Annotated in this window: 7 protein-coding genes; all 7 read left to right on the top strand. The window is 74.5% G+C overall.

The annotated features are described in order from the left end of the window. Positions 1-20 precede the first annotated feature (20 nt). The 7 genes from JK359_RS09205 (at position 21) to JK359_RS09235 (ending at position 22,584) form a co-directional block, all read left to right on the top strand. Positions 21-1,274 carry an ATP-grasp domain-containing protein gene (locus tag JK359_RS09205; RefSeq protein ID WP_201833788.1) on the top strand — a complete coding sequence of 418 codons (1,254 nt, stop codon included), beginning with the start codon at positions 21-23 and terminating at the stop codon, positions 1,272-1,274. After that, the gene (locus JK359_RS09210; protein WP_307788021.1) at positions 1,271-2,584 is read left to right on the top strand and encodes an amidohydrolase family protein; all 1,314 of its coding nucleotides are present in this window, start codon (positions 1,271-1,273) and stop codon (positions 2,582-2,584) included. Before JK359_RS09205 ends, JK359_RS09210 begins: the two co-directional genes overlap by 4 nt. Further along, positions 2,581-3,840, top strand: coding sequence for an MFS transporter (locus JK359_RS09215; RefSeq protein ID WP_201833790.1), 1,260 nt, complete (start codon positions 2,581-2,583; stop codon positions 3,838-3,840). Before JK359_RS09210 ends, JK359_RS09215 begins: the two co-directional genes overlap by 4 nt. Next, complete coding sequence (locus tag JK359_RS09220) at positions 3,833-4,801, top strand: NAD-dependent epimerase/dehydratase family protein (RefSeq protein WP_201833792.1); 969 nt, start codon at positions 3,833-3,835, stop codon at positions 4,799-4,801. The genes JK359_RS09215 and JK359_RS09220 overlap by 8 nt, the downstream gene beginning before the upstream one ends. Continuing rightward, entirely contained in the window at positions 4,801-5,097 is a 297-nt protein-coding gene (locus tag JK359_RS09225) for a putative quinol monooxygenase (protein ID WP_201833794.1), read from the top strand. Before JK359_RS09220 ends, JK359_RS09225 begins: the two co-directional genes overlap by 1 nt. Before the next feature lie 119 nt (positions 5,098-5,216). After that, a complete protein-coding gene (locus JK359_RS09230; RefSeq protein WP_201833796.1) occupies positions 5,217-15,113 on the top strand; it encodes a type I polyketide synthase in 9,897 nt (3,298 codons plus the stop codon). Between the two features lie 25 nt (positions 15,114-15,138). Then, positions 15,139-22,584 carry a non-ribosomal peptide synthetase/type I polyketide synthase gene (locus JK359_RS09235; RefSeq protein WP_201833798.1) on the top strand — a complete coding sequence of 2,482 codons (7,446 nt, stop codon included), beginning with the start codon at positions 15,139-15,141 and terminating at the stop codon, positions 22,582-22,584. The last annotated feature ends 59 nt before the right edge of the window (positions 22,585-22,643 follow it).

The raw sequence follows: 22,643 nt of genomic DNA on the forward strand, positions 1-22,643 counted from the left end.
AGGAAGACGGAGCGCTGAACATGCACATCCTGATGATCGAATGCAACCCCAACGGCATCGCCGGCATCGCCAATGCCCTGGACCTGGGCCACGACGTCACGCTGGTGTCGGTGGACCCCGACTTCTACCTCGCCGCCTCGCCGCTGGCCGAGGCGGCCTACGCCCACCCGAACTGCCAGGTGGTCAAGAGCGCCCAGGCCTTCTTCATCGACGAGCTGACCGCCCTGGCCCGCAAGCTGCACTCCGAGAAGCCGATCCACGGCGTGACCACCTACAGCGAGTACCACACCGTGCACACGGCGGCGGTCGCGGAGGCACTGGGGCTGCCGGGCATGAGCGTGGACGGCGCCCGCAACGCCCGCCACAAGCACCTGACCCGGCTCACCCTGGACGGCAAGGGCGTCCGCCAGCCCCGCTTCGTCCACGTGGCCGACCCGAAGGACGTCGAGGCGGCCGTGCGCGAGATCGGCTTCCCCTGCGTGGTCAAGCCGTCCGACGGCACGGCCAGCCTGCACGTCCTGCACCTCAAGGACGAGGAGGACCTGCGCGCCTACCTCGCGGAACTCGCCGACGTGGCCGACTACGGCCGCGGCGTGGTCCGCGTGCCGGACCTGCTGATCGAGGAGTTCGTCACCGGCGAGCTGATCTCGGTGGAGTCCTGCGTCCTCGGCAAGGGCGAGGTGGTCAACCTCGGCCTCACCGACCGCCCGCTGAGCGGCTTCCCGTACTTCATCGAGATGGGCGCCACCTACTTCAGCGGACACCCGCTCCAGGACGAGCTGTTCGACCTGACCACGCGCCTGCTGAACGAACTGGGCGTGGACTTCGGCTTCATCCACACCGAGTTCCTCCTCGGCCCCGACGGCCCGGTGCTGTGCGAGGTCAACGGCCGGCTGGTCGGCGGCATCGTGCCGAGCCTGATGGAGCTGTCCTCCGGCGTCGACCCGTACCTGGAGGTCATCCGGCAGGCGCTCGGCGAGCGCCCCGAGCTGCCCCGCCCCGGCGAGACCACCGCCGGCGGCCGCTGGTTCGGCGCCCCGATCGGCGGGACCGTCGAGTCCATCGGCTTCGACGGCCTGAAGGAGCTGCCCGGCTTCCACAGCGCCCTCGCCTACAAGAAGCCCGGCACCGAGGTGAACCGGCTCTCCAAGAGCAACTTCGACTGGATCGGGCACACCATCTTCACCGGCGCCGACCGCACCGAGGTCAACAAGCGCTGCGTGGAGGCCCTGGACCGGATCGACCTGCGGATGAAGGTCGAGGTGGCCCGGTGACCGCGGATCCGCGGCGTCAGCACCTGCACGGGGTGGCGATCCCCTCCCTCGACGCCGGGACCGTGTTCGACGTCACCGTCGAGGACGGCGTCTTCTCCCGCATCGAGCCCTCGGGCGGCCGCAGCGGCGGCGAGACGGAGCTGTGGCCCGGCTACACCGAGACCCACGCCCACGTCTCACTGCCCGCCAACTGGGACGACACCGCCGACGACCCGCGGATCGTCGCGCTGCAGTACGTCTACCACGGCGTCACCCATGTGGTGGACATGTTCGGCTTCCCGCTGGTGGCCGATGCCTGGGCGGCCGGCCGCGAGGCCTCCACGGTGCCGTACCCCGAGATCGTCCACTGCGGCTACGCGGTCACCGCGATGACGAACGCGGCCGGCCTGACCGGCCACGGAGTCGAGTTCCCGGCCCCGGTGCACATGATCGCCACCGAGACCGACCTGGAACACGCGATCCGTTCCAACGTCGAGCGCGGCGGCACCTTCCTCAAGGTGATGTTCACCGACGGCACCGAACAGCCGGACAGCCCGGTGAAGTTCTCCCGGCTGTCCCGCCGGGTGCTCGAGTTCTCCGCCCGGATCGCCGCCGAGCGCGGCATCACCGCGGTCATCGACTGCAACACCCTCCAGGAGACCCGCTGGGCGTACGAGTGCGGCTTCCGCCTCTTCGCCCACAGCGTGCGCGACCGGACGCTCGACGCGGCCGACTGGAAGGAGTTCGAGGGTGCCCGCTTCGTCTCCACACTGGCCGGCCTGCGCCCCATGATCATGACGGGGGAGGAGTTCCGGGCCGAGTACGGGCGCGAGGGCTTCGCCGAGACCCAGGACATCCGCAACCTGGAGTTCGCCCAGGGCATCGAGAAGCCGTACGGCATCGAGTTCGGCTGCCAGGAGACCCGCACGGCGGCGCTGGCCGACATGCGCCGCAACGCGCTGGCCACCCTGCGCGAGGGCAAGCTGCTGATCGGAACCGACTCGGGCAACACGGGCGCTTACCACGGCTACTCGTTCCTGAGCGAACTCGACCTGCTGCGCGGCGACGACGCCTCGCTGGAGGAGCGGCTGCGCCACCAGGCGACGATCGGGGGCCGCCGCTACTTCGACGAACTGAGCGGCGACACCCGGGACGCCCATCCGCTGAGCGCCGGCGAGACCGCCACCTACAACCTGCACGCCCCGGGCCGGCCGCTGTCCGCCCTTCCGCTGCAGACCGTCGTCCGGGGCGTGCCGATCGACCGGCAGGCCGTCGCGCGCACCATCGCCGGGCTGCGTGCCGCGGGGACGGACCCGGAGGGGGAACTTTGATCAGGGAGCGCAAGCGCGCACTCGTCGGCGTGGTCGGCGGCATCCTCCTCGCCAACACGGGCAGTTACATCTGGTTCCCCGTGCTCGTCGCCACCCTGGGCGGGTCCGACAGCGGGTTCTGGGCGGGCGTCGTCATGTGTATGACGTACGTCGGCCGGCTGCTGGCCACCTTCTGCTACGAGGGGGTCGCGGCACGCGCCGGGGTCCGCGGCGGCGTGTTCCTCGGCACCGCTCTGGAGGCCGTGGCGCTCGGGCTCATGGGCTTCACCGACGGCGTGCTCGCCTACAGCGTGCTCGCGTTCTTCATCGGCTTCGGCTCGGGAACCTCCTTCCCGGGGCTGAAGAACGTCCTGGTCTCCTTCCCGGAGGACGAACGGCCCAAGGCGTTCTCGGCGTTCCAGATGGCGGGCCAGGTCGGTCTCTTCGGCGGCGCACTGCTGGGCGCCGTACTGGCGGACGTGGAGCTGCGGACCCTCTTCACCGTGGTGTTCGTGTTCTTCACCGGCTTCTGCCTGATCACCTCGGCGCTGATCCCCCGAGGCGGTTTTGGCGGCGCGCCGGACGCGGCGGACGGCCGTGTGCCGCTGTTCAGCCTGACGGCGTTCAAGGGCATCGAGGTGCGCGGAGCCACCCGCTACTTCCTGCTGTCCGCGGCGTTCTGGTTCCTGTCCCTGGGCTTCGTGGTCGGCATCCCGCTGCACATGGACGAGTACGTCCCGGGGTGGGCGCCGTCCGCGCCGTTCTGGATCACCGGCCTCAGCATCCTGGTGCTCCAGTACCCGCTGTTCAAGCTGTTCAACAAGCGGTTCAGCCCGGGCGCGGTCATGGCCGTCGGCCTGGCCGGGATGACCGTCGCGTTCCTCGCCTTCGGGGCCGGGCGCACCGCCCCCTGGGTGGTGGTCGGCTGTCTGACGGTGGTGCTCGGCGAGATCCTCTTCGTGCCGTCGTTCGACCTCTGGATCGCCCGCAGGGTCCCCGAGGACCGGCTGGCCCGGGCCATGGGCGCGATGCACTTCTTCCGCAGCGCCGGGAACATGGCCGGCTCCCTGGCCGCGGGAATCCTGTTCGACCTGTCGCGCTCCCTCGGTGTGGCGGGCGGCAACTGGTACGTCGCGGCCCTGCTGGCGGCGGGCTGCGCACTCGCCTGCCTGAGCGGCCGGCACTCCGGCACGGCCACCGGGACCGACGCCGCCGGGGTCGACGTCACCGAGAACGATGTCACGCAGAGTGAAGAAGCAGTGAGGGAAAATGTCTGACATTTGCGTCATCGGGGGCACCCGGTTCTTCGGCAAGGTGCTGGTGCAACGGCTCCTGGGCGACGGTCACCGGGTCACCCTGGTCAACCGCGGGCAGACCCCCGACCCGTTCGGTGACGCGGTGCGGCGGTTGCGCGCCGACGTCCACGTCCCCGGAGAGCTGGCCGCCGCGGTCGCGGGGGAACGGTTCGACGCGGTGATCCACCAGATGTGCTACACGCCGAACGCCGCCGTGGAGGCCTGCGAGGCGTTCGGCGAGCGGGCCGGGAAGATCATCATGACCAGCACCATCGAGGTGTACAACAAGGACACCTTCCGCTGGCGGTTCCCGGCCCCGGAGTTCAGCACCCGCGCCCGCGAGGAGGAACTCGACCCGGCGGACTACGACTTCGACACCACCCTGCCCTGGTACGCGGACGGCTACCTGGACGCCCACTACGGCGAGGGGAAGCGCCAGGCCGAGGCCGCGCTGACCCGCTGCGCGAAGGTGCCGGTGCTGCTGGCCCGGGTCGCCCACGTCCTGGCCGCGCAGGGCGACTTCACCGGCCGGCTCCAGTTCCACCTCGACCGTGTCACGGCCGGACAGCCCGTCGTCGCCCACGCGGCGCCCGGCCGGACGTCGCTGGTACAGGCCGAGGAGGCCGCCGGCTTCCTCGCCTGGGCGGCCCAGTCCGACGCCACCGGAGCGGTCAACGTCGCCTCTCCGGACACCGCAGACGTCTACGACGTCTGCGCCGCCGTGGAGAGCGCCACCGGGTTCACGGCCGACGTGATCGAGAAGGAAGACCCCGCCGGCGACCCCGGCCTGTCCCCGTTCTCCTGCCCGGCCGACTTCGGCATGGCGAACGACCGGGCGGCTGCCCTGGGTTACCGCTTCACCCCGATCGCCCAGTGGCTTCCCGCGGTCGCCCGTGCCGCCGCGGCCGGCCCCACCGACACCCCCCACCCCAAGGAGCAGTGATGTTCGACCTCATCGTCATCGTCCGGGTCCCCGAGTCCGACGACATCGCGCCGGTGGCCGACGCCCTGGCCCGGATGCGACCCCTGTGTCTCACCGAGGACGGCTGCGTCAGCTGGGAGGCGTACCAGTCGCAGGACGACCCGGGCCGCTTCGTCCTCGTCGAGCGCTGGGCGAGCCGCGCCCACTGGGAGGCGCACGACTCCGGCGACGCCATCCAGAAGATCTACCTGCGGGAGATCATGCCGCGCATCGAGCGCGAGGTGCACCCGAGCAGCCCGGTGAGCAGCGCGCGGTAGCCGGCGAGCGGCGCGCAGCGGCAGACGACAGGGCGCCGGGACGGGGGCCGCATACGGCGACGGCCCCCACCCCGTCGCGGGAACCACCGATTCGGCACGGACACTGGGGTGCATCAACGATGGAAAATGCTGGTCACGGCAGGCGTGATCTCCCTTCGCACGCGGTCGCGGTCGTCGGGATCGGCTGCCGGTTCCCGCAGGCCGACGGACCGGGCGCGTTCTGGCGGCTGCTGCGCGGCGGCGGTGAGGCGATCACCGGCCGGCAGGGCGGCCGGGGCCCGGCGCGCGGCGGGTTCCTCGACCGGGTCGACGCCTTCGACCCCGACTTCTTCGGCATCTCACAGCGTGAAGCCACGGCCATGGACCCGCAGCAGCGGCTGGCCCTCGAACTGGCCTGGGAGGCCCTCGAGGACGCCAGGACCCTGCCGGGCGGCCTCGCCGGCAGCCGGACGGGTGTGTTCCTCGGTGCGATCGCCGACGACTTCGCGACGCTGCTGCACCGCCTCGGTCCCGACGCGGTGACCGGGCACACGCTGACCGGACTGCAGCGCGGTGTGATCGCCAACCGGATCTCCTACGCGCTGGGCCTGAACGGGCCGAGTCTCGTGGTGGACTGCGGGCAGTCGTCTTCGCTGGCCGCCGTGCACCTGGCGTGCGCGAGCCTGCGGTCCGGCGAGTCCGACCTGGCCCTGGCCGGCGGTGTGAACCTGATCCTCGCCCCGGAGAGCACCCTGGCGCTGGAGCGGGCCGGGACCCTGTCGGCCGCGGGGCGCTGCTTCACCTTCGACGCCCGGGCCGACGGTTACGTCCGGGGCGAGGGCGGCGGGGTCGTCGTACTCAAACTCCTGGAAGCCGCCGTACGGGACGGCGACCGCATCCATGCCGTGATCCGCGGCAGTGCCCTGAACAACGACGGCGCGACCGCGACGCTGCCGACACCCGGCCGTGCGTCGCAGGAGCGGGTGCTTCTCGCCGCCTGTGCCGACGCGGGCGTCGAGCCGGGCGAGGTCCGGTACGTCGAGCTGCACGGGTCGGGGACCCGGGTCGGGGACCCGGTCGAGGCCGCCGCGCTCGGGGCGACGCTGGGCGCGGCCCGCACGGCGGAGGCACCGCTCCTGGTCGGTTCGGTGAAGACGAACATCGGTCATCTGGAGGGCGCGGCCGGCATCGCCGGGTTCATCAAGGCCGTCCTGTGCGTCGCCGCACGCGAACTCGTTCCGAGCCTGAACCACGCCGGTCCCGGTGACCGGATCCCGCTCGACGAACTCCGTCTGCGGGTGAACACCGAGACCCGGTCCTGGCCGGCGCCGGACGGGCTGCTGGTCGCCGGAGTCAGCTCGTTCGGGATCGGCGGCACCAACTGCCACGTCGTCCTCTCGGACTGGCAGGACGCGGAGATCGCCGGCGGTGCGGGTGAAGCCGGGTTGTTCTCCCGGGGCGTGGAGTGTGCTGGTGGTGCGGGTGGAGGCGGGGCGCTGCCCTGGATTCTGTCGGGGCGTGACGAACCCGCGCTGCGGGACCAGGCCGCCCGGCTGCGCGCCCACGTCCAGGCGCGTCCCGGACTCGGTGTGGCCTCGGTGGCCCGGTCGCTGGCCGTCACGCGCACCACTTTCGAACACCGTGCCGTCGTAGTCGCGGACGACCGGGACGGCCTCCTCGCCGGACTCGCCGCACGGTCGGCCGGGCAGCCGTCGGCGGCCGTGGTGGAGGGCCGGCACGAAGGGCCGCCGGTCCAGCCGGTCTTCGTCTTCCCCGGCCAGGGCTCGCAGTGGACGGGCATGGCGGCGGAGCTGCTCGACACCTCCCCTGTCTTCGCCGGGCGGATCGGCGACTGCGCCGACGCGCTGCGCCCGCACGTCGACTGGTCGCTGCCCGATGTCCTGCGCGGTGTCCCCGGTGCGCCGCCGCTGGAGACCGACGAGGTGATCCAGCCCGCGCTGTGGGCGGTGATGGTGTCACTGGCCGCGCTGTGGCGCTCGGCCGGGGTCGAGCCCGCCGCCGTGGTGGCCCACTCGCAGGGCGAGATCGCCGCCGCCACCGCCACGGGCGCCCTCTCGCTCGAGGACGGCGCGCGGATCGTGGCCCTGCGCAGCAGCGTGCTGAACCGGATCGCGGGCCGCGGCGGACTGCTGTCGGTGGAACTACCGGCCGGACAGGTGCGGCGGGACCTCGCGACGGTGGCGGACTCGCTGTCGGTCGCGGCGGTCAACGGCCCCGCGCACACGGTGGTCGCGGGTCCGGGCGCCGCGCTCGAGGCGCTCGCCGCCCACTACGGGCAGGCCGTGCGGACCCGGCGTCTCCGGATCGACTACGCCTCGCACAGCGCGGGGGTCGAGGAACTGCGAGAGGAGCTGCTCACCGCCTTCGCGGGGATCACCCCGCGCTCCGTCGACGTGCCGTTCCACTCGACCGTCACCGCCGGACCGTTCGACACCGCCGGGCTGGACGCCGGCTACTGGTTCCGCAACCTGCGCGAGCCGGTGCGGTTCCACCCGGCCGTCGAGGAGCTGCTGAACTCGGGCCACTCGACGTTCCTCGAGGTCAGCCCCCATCCGGTGCTGACGATGGGCATCCGGCAGACGATCGAGAGCCGCGGCGGTGACGGCACCGCGCTGAGCACGCTGCGGCGCGGCCACGGCGACCGCCGGCGGTTCCTCACGGCGGCGGCCGAGGCCTTCGTGCACGGCGTCGCGGTGGACTGGGCGGCGCTGCTGCCCGGCCACGCACCGCTGACCGACCTGCCGACGTACCCGTTCCAACGCCGCTCCTGCTGGCCGCCCGGGATGCCCGGAGCCCCCGAGCAGCACCCTGACACGACATCAACCCCGCCCCCACCCGAGACCACGACCCCCGCCCCGGCCCCCACCCTGACCCAGGCCGAGACCCCGCCCCCGTCCGAGACCACGGCCTCCGCCCCGGCCCCCGCCCCGACTCCGTCCGAGACCCCGATCCCGGCCCTGGGCGCCGCCATGACTCCGACCCCGGCCCCGCCCGAGACTGCGGCCCCCACCCCCGCCCCGGCCTCCACCGCGGCCCCCACCCCCGCCCCGGCCTCCACCGCGGCCCCCACCCCCGCCCCGGCCTCCACCGCGGCTTCCGCCCCCGCCGCGGCCTCCACCGCGGCTTCCGCCCCCGCCGCGGGTCGGGGAGCGGTGCTGGAGTTGGTGCGGAGTCACACGGCGGTCGTGCTGGGCGTCGGGGCGGCCGGCGACGTCCGGCCCGGCCGGACCTTCCGCGAGATGGGCCTGGACTCGGCCATGACCCTCGAATTGCGCGACCGGCTGTCGGCCGCCACGGGTCTGAACCTGGAGAGCACCCTCCTGTACGACCGTCCGAGCCCGGCCGCCCTGGCCGCCGCGATCGCCGAACTCCAGGCGGGCATGGCCACCGGCGGCTCCCCGACGGCCGTGCGGGAGCCTGCGCGGCCCGACGACGCCGACGACGCCGCCGACGACGCCGACGACGACCCCGTGGTCATCGTCGGCATGGCCTGCCGGTACCCCGGCGGAGTGCGCTCGCCCGAGGACCTGTGGCGCCTGGTCGACAGCCGAACCGACGCCACCGGTGACTTCCCCGACGACCGCGGCTGGGACCTGGCGACGCTCCACCACCCGGATCCGGAACGGACCGGCACCTCCTACGTCCGCCGCGGCGGCTTCGTGCGGGACGTGACGGACTTCGACGCGGAGTTCTTCGGGATCAGCCCACGCGAATCCCTCGCCATGGACCCGCAGCAACGGCTCCTCCTGGAAGTCGCATGGGAGGCGCTGGAGCACGCTGGGATCGACCCGGTCACCCTGGAGGGCAGCCGGACCGGCGTGTTCGCCGGGGCGATGCACTCCGGCTACGGGCCGACCATGGAGGCCGCCGGACACGGCGTCGCCGGACACCTGCTGACCGGCACCAGCGCGAGCGTCATCTCCGGGCGGATCGCCTACGTCCTCGGCCTGAACGGGCCCGCGCTGACCGTCGACACCGCCTGCTCGGCCTCGCTCGTCGCGCTGCACCAGGCGGTGCGGTCCGTGCGGGCCGGAGAATGCTCCCTCGCCCTGGCCGGCGGGGTCACGGTCATGGCGACCCCGGGCATGTTCGTGGAACTCTCCCGGCAGCGGGTGCTGGCCGCCGACGGCCGCTGCAAGGCCTTCTCCGCCCAGGCGGACGGCACCGGATGGGGCGAGGGCGCGGGCATGCTCGTCGTCGAACGGCTCTCGGACGCCCGCCGCCACGGCCACGGCGTACTGGCGGTCGTCGCCGGCAGCGCCATCAACTCCGACGGCGCCTCCAACGGGCTGTCCGCGCCGAGCGGTCAGGCCCAGCAGCGCGTCATCGCGGACGCACTCGCCGACGCCGGGCTCACCCCGCGGCAGGTCGACGCCGTGGAGGCGCACGGGACGGGCACCGCACTCGGCGACCCGATCGAGGCGGGCGCCCTGCTGGCCGCCTACGGGCAGGACCGGGACCGGCCGCTGTGGCTGGGGTCCCTCAAGTCCAACATCGGACACGCGCAGGCTGCGGCGGGCGTCGGCGGCGTCATCAAGATGGTCCAGGCCATCCGCTACGCGACCCTGCCCGCCACGCTGCACGCCGACGAGCCGTCCCCGCACGTGGACTGGGCGGCCGGGTCGGTGGCCCTGCTGCAGGAGGCACGTCCCTGGCCGCGAACCGGCGAGCCCCGGCGTGGTGGCGTCTCCTCGTTCGGGATCAGCGGCACCAACGCGCACGTGATCCTCGCGGAGCCGCCGGCCGGGACCGGACCCGCGGAGGAGCCGGTACGGCCGCCCGTGGTGCCGGTCGTCCTGTCGGCCCGTTGCCCCGAGGCGCTGCGGGAACGGGCCCGGGCACTGGCCGCCGGACCACTCGACCCGGTCGTCGCGGCACCGGCCCTGACCGCCAGGGCGTCCCTCGACGAGCGGGCCGTGGTGATCGCCCGGGACGGGCAGGAGGCCGGCCGGGCCCTGGACGCGCTGTCCCGTACCGAGGACGCCCCCGACGTCGTCACCGGCCGCGCGGGCGAACCCGGCCGGACCGTTCTGGTCTTCCCCGGACAGGGCGGCCAGTGGCGGGGCATGGCATCGGCGCTCGCCGCCGAGAGCCCCGTCTTCGCCGCCCGCCTGGCCGAGTGCGAGCGCGCGCTCGCGCCCCACATCGACTGGTCGCTGGCCGACGTCCTCGACGGGGCGCCCCTGCTCGACCGGATCGACGTCGTACAGCCCGCCCTGTGGGCCGTGATGGTGTCGCTGGCCGAGCTGTGGCGGTACGCCGGGGTCGTCCCGGACGCCGTGGTCGGCCACTCCCAGGGCGAGATCGCCGCCGCCGTCGTGGCCGGGGCGCTCTCCCTCGACGACGGCGCCCGTGCCATCGCGTCGCGCAGCAGGATGGCCCTCGACCTGATGGGCACGGGGGCGATGGCCGTGATCCCGCTCCCCGCGGAGCGGATACGGGAACGGCTCGGCACGCTGAGCGTCGCCGCGGTGAACGGACCGGCCACCACCGTCGTGGCCGGCGCAGCGGACACGATCGCCGAACTCGTCGCCGCCTACCAGGCCGAGGGCGTCAACGCCCGCGTGGTCCCGGCCGCCTTCGCCTCGCACTCCCCGTCCGTCGAACCCCTCCGCGAGCGGATACTGGCCGGGCTGGCATCCCTGACCCCGCGCGCCGGCGCGATACCGCTGATGTCCTCGGTGACCGCCGACTGGCAGGACGGCGGCGAACTGGACGCCTCCTACTGGTACCGGAACCTGCGGCACACGGTGCGCTTCCAGGAGGCGGTCGAAGCGCTCGTCGCGTCCGGCCACACCACGTTCGTCGAGGTCGGCCCGCATCCGGTGCTGACCGGCAGCATCGGCCAGATCCTCGAGGGAATCGGCGCCGACGGGATCGTGACCGGCTCCCTGCGCCGCGACGAGGGAGGCCTGCGGCGGTTCCTCACCTCCGCCGCCGAGGCATACGTACGGGGCCTGCCCCTCGCGTGGGACCGGCTCACCGGCACGGCCACCGGCCATGTCGACCTGCCCACGTACCCCTTCCGCCGGCAGCGCTACTGGCTCACGGGCACGGCCGGGCCGTCCGGCACGGCCGACCTCGGCCAGGCCCCGGCCGGGCACCCCCTGCTCGGCGCGGCCGTCGATCTCGGCGACGGCGAGACGGTCTTCACCGGGCGGCTCTCCACCCGTACCCACCCCTGGCTGGCCGACCACGCCCTCTCGGGGACGGTCGTCGTACCTGGCACCGCGTTCCTGGAGATCGCACTGCACGCGGGTACGAAGGCCGGTACGGCACGGATCGAGGAACTGACGGTCTCCACGCCGATGGAACTCCCGGAGGACGGCGCCGTCGACCTGCGCGTCCGGGTCTCGGGCGAGGACGGCAACGGGCAGCGGACCTGCCGGATATCGGGCCGGGCGACCGGCGGGGAGTGGATCGAGCACGCCACCGGCACCCTCGGCCCCGACCCGGCCCCGGCCGCCGCGCCCCGGCCGCCGGCCGCCCTGACGCCGGCTGCCCGGCCGCCGGCCGGCCTTCTGCCGGCCGGCCCGACGCCAGCTGCCTCGGACCGGCTGTCGGCCGACGTGGTGCCGGCCGCCCCGGTCCGGTCGTCGGCCGATGCCGGGCCGGTCCCCTCGGACTGGCCGCCGGCCGGCGCGACGCCGGTGTCGCCGGCCCGCACGTACGAGGACCTCGGTCTGCACGGATACGAGCACGGGCCGGTGTTCCAGGGGCTGCGCGCCGCCTGGCGACGCGACTCCGAGCAGTTCACCGAGGCCGCCCTGCCCGAACCGGAGGCCGCGAACGCCGGGGCCTACCACCTGCACCCCGCCCTGCTCGACGCGTCCCTGCACGGTCTGATCGCCGACGCCAGCGGCCGTGGCGGGCAGCGCGTGCAGCCGCTGCGCTGGCGCGGCGTGTCCCTTTCCGGCACGGGCGGCCGGGCAGCCCTGCGCCTGCACGCGGCGCCCGCCGTGGACGGAGGTCTCGCCCTGACCCTGCTCGACTCCTCGGGAGCCCCGGCGGGGCTCGTCGAGTCGCTGGAGCTGTGCCCGGTCGGGGCGGGCCGCCCGGCCGATCCCGCGGTCGCGGCACGCGGTTCCCTGTTCGCGCTGGACTGGGAACCACTGTCCGAGCCGCCGACTGGAGCGCTGACCGGATCGCCGGCCGGGGCGCCGACCGGATCGCCGGCCGGACAGGTGCCCGTGCCGTGGGACGCCTTCCGCCCGGACACGCTGCTCACGGCGGCCGAGGCACCCACGCACACCGTCGTCTCCGACCCCACCGTTGTCTCCGACCCCGCCGTCGTCTCCGACCCCGCCGTCGTCTCTGGTCCTGCCGTCGTCTCTGGTCCTGCCGTCGTCTCCGGCCCCGCCGTCGTCTTCTGCCCGGCCGGTGAGGACGGAACCGATGCGGCGACGGCGGCCAGGAGCGCGGTCTGCCGGACCCGGGACCTGCTCGGCCGGTGGCTCGCCGAGGACCGGCTCGCCGGGACCCGGCTGGTGCTGGTGACCCGCGGAGCCGTTGCCGTACGGCCCGGCGAGACCGTCCGGGACCTTGCCCAGGCGGCGGTCTGGGGCCTGGTGCGGACGGCACAGGTCGAGCACCCGGGCCGGTTCGCCCTGGTCGACCTCGCCCCCGACGCCCCCGACACCACCGAGGTGCCGGCCGCGGCACTGGCGTCGGACGAGAACCAGGCGGCGGTGCGTGGCGGTACCGTCCTGGTGCCCCGCCTCGTGCCCGCGGTGGGCGACCCGGCGCTCCGGGTCCCCGAGGACGCGACCGCCTGGCGCCTGGACATCCCCGAACGCGGCACCCTCAGCGCCCTGGAGATCCGGCCCTGCCACGAGGCCGCCGCCGCACCCGGCCCCGGCCGGGTCCGGATCGCGGTGCGCGCCGCCGGCCTGAACTTCCACGACGTCCTGGGCGCCCTCGACATGCACCCGGGCGATCCCGGACCGCTCGGCCTGGAAGGCGCCGGCGTGGTCACCGCGACCGGACCCGGTGTCACCGGCCTGGCCGTCGGCGACCGGGTGATGGGCCTGTTCCCCGCCGCGTTCGGCACCGTGGCCCACGCCGACCACCGCACCCTCGTCAAGATCCCCGACGGCTGGTCGTACACCCGGGCCGCCGCCGTACCGGTCGCCCACATGACCGCCCTGCACGCGCTGACCGAGCTGGGCGGCGTCCGCCCGGGCGACCCCGTCCTGGTCCACGCCGGGGCGGGCGGCGTCGGCATGGCCGCCGTCCAGCTGGCCCGGTACCTGGGCGCGGAGGTCTACGCGACCGCGAGTCCCGCCAAGTGGCCCACACTGCGTGCCCTCGGCATCGACGACGCCCACCTCGCCTCGTCCCGCGAGCCCGGCTTCGGGAACCGTTTCGGCGCGGACGGCCGGCGCATGGCGCTCGTCCTGAACTCGCTGACCGGTGAACTCGTCGACGAGTCGCTGCGGCTGCTGCGTCCCGGCGGGCTCCTCGTCGAACTGGGCAGGACCGACCCGCGCGATCCGGCCGAGGTGGCCGCCGTCCGTCCCGGCGCCCGCTACCAGGCGTCCAACCTCCTCCAGTTGCCGCCCGAGCACCTCGCCCGCCTCCTGAACCGCGTGGTCGAGCTGTTCGCCGAGGGTGCGTTCGGCTGGCCCGCCGTCACCGACCTGGACGTCCGGCACGCACCCGAAGCCTTCGGGCTGCTGCGCCAGGGAACCCACGTCGGCAAGGTCGTGCTCACCGTCCCGCCGCTCCTCGACCCGGACGGAACCGTCCTGATCACCGGCGGCACCGGCGCCATCGGCCGGGCCCTCGCCCGGCACCTGGTCACCGAACACGGCGCACGACGGCTGCTGCTGGCCGGACGCCGCGGCGGTGACGCGCCCGGATCGGCCGCGCTGGCGTCCGAACTGCACGGGCTCGGCGCCGAGGTGAGCTTCGCTGCCGTGGACGTGGCCGACCGGGACGCCGTCGCCGCGATGATCGACGACGTCCCCACCCGGCATCCTCTGACCGCCGTGATCCACGCCGCGGGCGTGGTCGACGACGCACCCGTCACCTCGCTCACCGCCGGACAGATCGACCGGGTCATGCGTGCGAAGGCCGACGGCGCCTGGCACCTGCACGAGCTGACCGCGGGCCACCCGCTCACCGCGTTCGTCCTGGTCTCCTCGGTCATGGGCACGCTCGGCGGCGCCGGGCAGGGCGGCTACACCGCCGCCAACGCGTTCCTCGACGCGCTCGCCCGGCACCGCCGCGCGCAGGGACTGCCCGCCCTCGCGCTGGCCTGGGGCCTGTGGGACGACCCGGACGGCATGATCGGCGGCCTCACCGCAGCCGACCGCGCCCGCTTCGCCCGGGCCGGCCTCGTGGAGATCGCCCCCGAGCACGGCCTGGCCCTGCTCGAGGCGGCATTGCCGTCACCGCACGCCGTCCTGGTGCCCGCCCGGCTCGACCGGGAGGCCCTGCGCGACCTCGGCACGGACCTCCCGCCGGTCCTCCGCGAGGTCGTGGCGGCCGCAGGAACGGGTCGGCCCGGAAACGTCCACGGACAGCGCACGCACCGGCCGCTGCGCGAGGAACTCACCGGGCGGAGCGCCGGTGAACGCGCCTCGATCCTGGCCGACCTGATCCGGACCCACATGGCGGCCGTACTGGGCTCCCGGCCCGAGGCGATCCCTGACGACAGGCCGTTCGGCGAGCTGGGGTTCGACTCGCTCACCTCGGTCGAGTTCCGCAACCGCCTCAACACGGCGACGGGCCTCAAACTCCCCCTCACCCTGCTGTTCGAGGCACCGGTGCTGCCCGAGCTGGTCACCGTCCTGGACACCGGACTCGTACCGCCCGAGGAGGCACCGGCCGCCCCGGAGCCCCCCTTCGGGGTCGCCCCGGAACCCTCCTTCGGGGACGCCCCGGAACCCCCCTTCGGGGACGCCCCGGAGACCTCCTTCCGGGACATCGAGGCGGACGTGACGGCGCTCGTCGAGGCCGCGACCGCCGAGGAACTGCTCGACTTCATCGACCGCGAGCTCTCGGGCTCCTGACCCGCCTACGGAGGAACGATCCGTCATGGGATCAGAAACGAACGAGAAGCTGCTCGGATACCTCAAGCGGCTCACCCTCGACCTGCACCAGGCCCGCGAGCGCCTGCGCGAACTGGAGGACGGTGACCGCGAGCCGATCGCGATCGTCGGCATGGCCTGCCGGTATCCCGGCGGGATCGACTCACCGGACGCGCTGTGGCGGCTGCTCGACGCGGGCGGGGAGACGGTCGGCCCGTTCCCCCGCGACCGGGGCTGGGACGACGGCCTGTACGAGCCCGGGAGCGGCGGCCGCAGCGTGACGGGCTCCGGCGGCTTCCTCTACGACGCGGCCGACTTCGACGCGGGCTTCTTCGGTATCAGCCCGCGCGAGGCCCTGGCCATGGACCCGCAGCAGCGGCTGCTGCTGGAGACCGCCTGGCGGGCCTTCGAGGACGCCGGGATCGACCCGGAGTCGGTGCGCGACACCGAGACCGGCGTGTTCACCGGGCTGTCCTGCAACGACTACGGGCTGGGGAGCGGCGAGGTGCCGGAGGAAGCCGAGGGCTTCCTGACGACCGGGACGGCGGGCGGCGTCGCGTCCGGCCGGATCTCCTACACGTTCGGCCTGCGCGGCCCGGCGCTCACCGTGGAGACGGCCTGCTCGTCCTCGCTGGTCGCGCTGCACCTGGCCGTCCAGTCGCTGCGTCGCGGCGAGTGCACGATGGCGCTGGCCGGCGGCGCGACGATCATGGCCACGCCGCAGCTGTTCACCGAGTTCACCCGCATGCAGGGCGTGTCGCCGGACGGCCGGTGCCGGCCGTTCTCGGCCGCCGCCGCGGGCAGCGGGTTCTCCGAGGGTGTGGGCCTGCTGCTGGTGGAACGGCTGTCGGACGCGAGGCGGCTCGGCCACCCCGTGCTGGCGGTGGTGCGTGGCAGCGCGGTCAACCAGGACGGCACCAGCAACGGCTTCACCGCACCGAGCGGATCCGCACAACAGCGGGTCATCCGGCAGGCGCTGAAGGACGCGCGGCTGTCGCCCGGTGACATCCAGGTGGTGGAGGCGAGCAGCACCGGGACCCCGCTCGGCGACCCGATCGAGGCGCGTGCCCTGCTCGCCGCGTACGGGGGTGACCGGGAGCAGCCGCTGCGGCTCGGCTCGCTGAAGCCCAACATCGGTCACTCCCAGGCGGCGGCGGGTGTCGCCGGGGTCATCAAGACGGTGCTGTCGATGCGGCACGGCCGGCTCCCCGCGACCCTGCACGTGAACGAGCCCACCCCGCACGTCGACTGGACGGCGGGCGCGGTCGAGCTGGTCGCCGCGCCGGCCGTGTGGCCGAGGACGCCAGGGCCGAAGCGCGCCGCGGTGTCCTCACAGGGCATCAGCGGCACCAACGCACACGTGATCATCGAAGAGGCCCCGGCCGACCTCGAAAAGCCCCCGGCCACGCACACAGGAGCCCCGGCCGTGCTTACAGGGACCCCGGCCGTCGGTGGAGCGGCTGCGGTCGTCGGTGGTGCGGCTGCGGCGGTTGACGGAGCGGCTGCGGCCGCCGGTGGAGCGGCTCCGCTGGCCCCGGCCGTCGGTGGAGCGACCTCGGTCGTCGGTGGTGCGGCTGCGGTGGTTGGCGGTGCGGCTGCGGCCGTCGGTGGTGCGGCTCCGCTGGCCCCGGCCGTCGGTGGAGCGACCCCGGCCGTGCTCGAAGGTGCTTCGTCCGGTGGGGAGTTCCGGTCCGCCGGGCAGGGCGGCCCCCGTCTGCTGACCCTGTCGGCCAAGACACCGGCCGCGCTCGCCGACCTCACCGCGCGCTACGCCGAGTTGCTCGCCGACGGTGCCGAGGGTGCCGGCGGCGCCCCGCTCGCGTCGATCTGCCGGACCACGAGCCTCGGACGGGCGCACTTCACGCACCGGCTCACGGCCGTCGCGTCATCGAGCGCCGAACTGCGGGACCTCCTCACCCGGACGCGGCAGGGCGAGGCGCCGCCGCCCGGCGTCCGCGTCGGCGCCCGGACCCCGCAGACCACCCGGGGCCCGGTGTTCCTCTGTACCGGCCGCCCGGACGCGCGGTACATCGACGCGGCCGCCGAACTAGCCGCATCCGAACCGGTCTTCCGCGCCGCCCTGGACCGGTGTGCCGAGGCGGCCGACGAACTGGCCGAGTCGGATCCCGTCTTCCGCCGCGCCTCGGACCAGTGGGTCGAGGCGGGCACGGAACCGGCCGGCTCCGGGCCGGTCTTCCGCGCCGCCCTGGACCGGTGCGCCGAGGTGGCCGACGGCCGGCTCTCGGCGTTCGCCGTGGCGTACGCGTTCGCCGAGCTGTGGCGGTCGTGGGGCGTGGAGCCCGCCGCCGTACTCGGCCACGGCACCGGCGAGTCGGTGGCCGCGTGCCTCGCCGGCACCATGCCCCTGGAGGACGCGCTGCGGGCGGCGGCACGGACGCCGGCGGACGCCGCCGGGCCGGAGCGGTTCACCGGCGAGGTCGCCGCGCTGCTGCGCGACGGACACCGGACCTTCGTGGAGATCGGGCCCGCCTCGCCGCTCCTCGACCACCTCCGGACGACCGAGCACACCGCGTTCCTGCCGTCGCTGCGCGAGGGGGAGGACCCCCGCCGCACGCTGCTCGACAGCCTCGGCGCGCTCTACACCCGAGGCGCCCGGATCGACTGGGCCCGTGTGCACGGCGAGCCCGCCGGGCCGCCCGTCCCGCTGCCCGGATACCCGTTCCAGCGCGAGCGCTACTGGCTCTGGACGGGAGCCCCCCGCAGGGAACAGGCACCGGCGCACGGCGGTTCGCTGGTCGCGCAGGTACGGCTGGTCAGCGCCGACGGCACGCCCGTGGCGCAGGCCGACGGCGTACGCCTGGAACCGGCGCCCGTCACCGCCGGGACCGCCGCACCCCTCAGCGCGCCGCCCGTCGAACCCGTACCGCACGCCTCCGCCACCCCCCTCGCCGGAGCGTCCACCGCACCCGTACCGCAAGCGCCCGCCACCCCCCTCGCCGGAGCGTCCACCGCACCCGTACCGCAAGCGCCCCCCGCACTCCTCCCCGGAGCACCCGCCGCCCCCGGAGCACAGGCGCCCACCGCCCCCTTCAGCGCGGTGGCCGGCGCCCCCTTCGCCGGAGCGACCACCGCACCCACACCGCAAGCACCCACCGCCCCCTTCGCCGCGGTGCCCGGCGCCCCCGGAGCACAAGCACCCACCGCCCCCTTCGCCGCGGTGCCCGGCGCCCCCGGAGCACACGCGCCCACCGCCCCCGGAACCGAGGACGCCGCCGAGCTGGTGGTGGGGATCGTCGGCCGGGCGCGTGGCGCGGCCGTCGTCGGTGACGACCTGCACCTGCCGCTGCGCGGCCTCGGCATCGACTCGCTGATCGCGATGGACATCCGGCAGACCCTCGCCCGGCGGCTCGGCGTCGACGTCCCGCTGCCGGACCTGCTGGACGGCCGGAGCACCGCCGAGATCGCGCGCACCGTCCGGGCGGCCCGCGGCGGCGCGGACCGGACCGGGGAGCCCGGGGCGACGCTGGTCGCCGACCCGGCCGCCCGCCACGAGCCGTTCCCGCTCACCGACCTCCAGCAGGCCTACCTGGTCGGCCGGACCGACGCCTTCGAACTCGGCAACGTCTCCACCTCCTTCCTCGTCGAGATCGACCTCGAGGAGACCGACCTCGACCGGCTCACCGCCTCCTTCCGGCACCTCGTCGGCCGGCACGACATGCTCCGCGCGGTCGTGTCCAGGGACGGGCACCAGCGGGTGCTCGCCGAGGTCCCCGCCTACCGGATCGCCACGGTCGACCTGCGGACGTGCGACGACGCCGAACGGGCCCGCCGCCTCGCGGAGATCCACGAGGAGATGCGGCACCAGGTCTTCGACACCGAGGCCTGGCCGCTGTTCGACGTCCGGGCCACCCTGCTCGACGCCCGCACCACCCGCCTGCACCTCAACTTCGACGCGCTGATCGTGGACGGCCGCAGCTCCGGGCTGCTGTTCCGGGAATGGGCACAGGCCTACCGCCACGGGACACCCACGGCGCCCGCCCCCGCCGTCACGTACCGCGACTACGTACTCGCCGCAGCCCGCACGGACACCGCGCAGCGCGCGAAGTCGCTCGCCTACTGGCAGGCACGCGTGCCCTCACTGCCACCCGCGCCGCGCCTGCCGCTGCGACCGGGACCCGCGCCGCGGCAGCCGGTGTTCACCCACCGCACCGGCCGGATCGAGCCCGGGGCGTGGCAGCGCTTCAAGGACCGGGCCGCCGCGGCGGGCGTCTCGCCCTCGGCGGCCCTGTGCACCGCGTACGCGCAGGTGCTGGGCGCCTGGAGCGCCTCGCCGCGCTTCACGCTCAACCTGCTGGCGTTCAACCGGCGGCCGCTGCACGACGACGTAGGCAGGATCGTCGGAAACCTCAGCGCGACCACCCTGCTGGAGGTCGACGCCGCCCCCGCCGAGAACTTCACCTCGGGCGCCACGCGCTTGCAGAACCAGCTGCTGGCCGACCTCGAACACGGACACGTCAGCGGTGTCGAGGTGCTGCGTGAGCTGAACCGTGCCCGGGGCGGGACCGGCCTGGCGAGCATGCCCGTGGTGTTCACCAGCACGATCGGTTTCTCGGGGCAGGGCGAGGACGAACGCGGCGCGCTGACGGCCCTGACCACGCTGGGCGCCGCCGGCAGGCTGGCGTCCAGCTCGGTACGGACGCCGCAGGTGTGGCTCGACCACCAGGCCCTGGAGGAGGACGGCGAACTGGTCCTCAACTGGGACGTGGTGGAAGAGGTGTTCCCCGACGGCGTCGTCGACGGGATGTGGGACGCCTACCTGGACCTGGTGCGGGACCTGTGCGGCGAGGAGGCGTGGCGTCGCCCGCCGTCCGTGCTCCCGCCGGAGGCCGACCTGGCGGTCCGGCACGCGGTCAACGCCACCGGCGCCCCCGTCCCCACCGAGCTGCTGCACGACGGCTTCCTGCGCCGGGTCGGCAGCCGGCCGGACGCGCCCGCCGTGATCACCGCCGCCCGGACCCTCGACTACGGCGAGGTGGACCGCCGCTCCGACCGGATCGCCCGGTGGCTGCTCGACCGCGGGGCGGGCCCCGGCGTGCTCGTCGGCATCGTGATGGACAAGAGCTGGGAGCAGGTGGTCGCCGCGCTGGGCATCCTCAAGACCGGTGCCGCCTACGTGCCGGTGGACGCCGCCGTGCCCGGCCGCCGACTCCGGATGATCATGGAGACCGCGGGCATCGACCTGGTGCTCACCCGGTCGGCGGTCGCCGGCGAACTCGACCTGCCGGCGGGCACCCGCTCGCTGCACGTCGACACCGAGCCGGAGGACACCGGTGCGAGCGGCCCCCTGCCGCCCTCGCCGGCCCGGCCCGACGACCTCGCCTACGTCATCTTCACCTCCGGGTCCACCGGCGTCCCGAAGGGCGTGATGATCGAGCACGCCGGCGCGGTCAACACGATCCAGGACGTCAACGACCGGTTCGGCGTGACCGCACGCGACCGCGTCCTGGCCCTGTCCGCGCTCAACTTCGACCTCTCGGTCTACGACGTGTTCGGCCTGCTCTCGGCCGGCGGAGCCCTGGTCCTGCCCGACGCGTCGACGCAGCGCGAACCGGCCGCCTGGCTGAACTTGGTGAGCCGGCACCGGGTGACGATCTGGAACAGCGTCCCCGCGCTGATGGACATGTTCGTCGAACACGTCCGGGCCCTCGGCGGACCGCCGTCGCTGCGGGTGGTGATGATGAGCGGCGACTGGATCCCGGTCACCCTTCCCGGAGCCATCGCCGCGGCCCTGCCGGACGCCCAGGTCTGGAGCCTGGGCGGCGCGACCGAGGCGTCCATCTGGTCGATCGGGTACCCGATCACCGGCGTGGACCCGGACTGGACGAGCATCCCGTACGGCAGGCCGATGCGGAACCAGCGTTTCCACGTGCTGGACCGGGCGATGCGGCCCTGTCCGACCTGGGTCCCCGGCGACCTGTACATCGCCGGCGCCGGCCTGGCCCGCGGTTACCTCGGCGACGAGGCGAAGACCCGCGCTGCGTTCCTGCGCCACCCGATGACGGGAGAGCGGCTCTACCGGACCGGCGACCTCGGGCGGTACCTGCCGGACGGCGACATCGAGTTCCTGGGACGCGAGGACTCCCAGGTGAAGATCCAGGGGCACCGCATCGAGCTGGGCGAGGTCGAGGCGGCACTGCTGCACCGGCCGGACGTCCGGGCGGCGGCCGCGGTCGCCGAGGGCGAGCGGGGCGGCCCCAGGCGGCTCGTCGGGTACGCCGTGTCGGGTACCCCGGAGGCCGAGCTGCGCGAGGCCCTCGGCCGGGAACTGCCCGGGTACATGGTGCCCGCCCGCATCGTCCTGCTGGACGAGCTGCCGCTGACCGACAACGGCAAGGTGGACCGCCGTCGCCTGCCGTCCCCCGGGGAGACGGCCCCGCGCTCCGCCGCGGCGGTGGCCCCGCGCGATGCGACCGAACGGCTCCTCGCCGGGATCTGGGCCGAGTTCTTCGAGCCCTCCGGCGGCCCCGTCGACGTCACCGCGAACTTCTTCGACCTCGGCGGCGACTCGATGCTCGCGGTGCGGCTGATGGCCCGGATCCGGCAGCGCACCGGCCGGTCGCTGCCCGTGGCCACGCTGCTCGCCCGGCCGACCGTCGCCTCGCTCGCCGAGGTGCTGCGCGACCGGCCCGGTGACGAGGGCCGCGCGGCCCTGGTCACGCTCCGGGACACCGGGACCCGGCCCCCGCTGTTCCTCGTCCACCCGGTCGGCGGCGACGTGCTCTGCTACGCCGGGCTCGCCGCCCTGCTGGACGACGACCAGCCGCTGCACGCCCTGCAGTACCCCGACACCGAACCGGCGCCGCGGACCGTGCCCGACCTGGCCGCGCACTACGCCGACGCGATCACCGCACGGTTCCCGGACGGCCCGTACCGGCTCGGCGGCTGGTCCATGGGCGGCGTGATCGCGCTGGAGACCGCGCGCCTGCTCGCCGGGCGGGGCAAGACCGTCGAACTCGTCGCGGCCGTGGACCTGCTCGAACCGCCCGCCCGCACCGCACCCCCCTCCGACGCGGCGCTGCTGGCCCGGTTCGCCCGCGACCTGGCCGGGCTGGCGGGAAGCGACTGGAACCCCGCGCCGGCCGAGTTCGAGCCCACGGGAGACCGGTCCCCGATCGGGGAACTGCTGACGCGCGCCCGGCTCGCCGCCGTCCTGCCGGACGACATCGACGCCGCGACCCTGGAACGACTCGCCGACCGCTTCCTGCGCCTCAGCCGCGCACTGGCCGACCACGAGCCCGTCGCGTACGAGGGCAGGGTCCGGCTCCTGCGGGCCATGGACGGGGCCACCGCCTCGACCACCCGGCAGTGGCTGGAGCTGCTCGGCGACCAGGCCGAGAGCATCGACGTACCCGGCGACCACTACAGCGTCATGCGCTCCCCGCACCTTCGGACGCTGGCCGCCGAACTGGGCAAGGCGCTGGAAGACCTGTGACCCGACCCCGCCGAACCCGCCACCCGGGCCGCCAGGGCCGCCAGGGCCGCCCGGGCGGC

The sequence above is a fragment of the Streptomyces actinomycinicus genome (genome assembly GCF_016741775.1).
In the GTDB taxonomy this organism is placed as follows: domain Bacteria; phylum Actinomycetota; class Actinomycetes; order Streptomycetales; family Streptomycetaceae; genus Streptomyces; species Streptomyces actinomycinicus.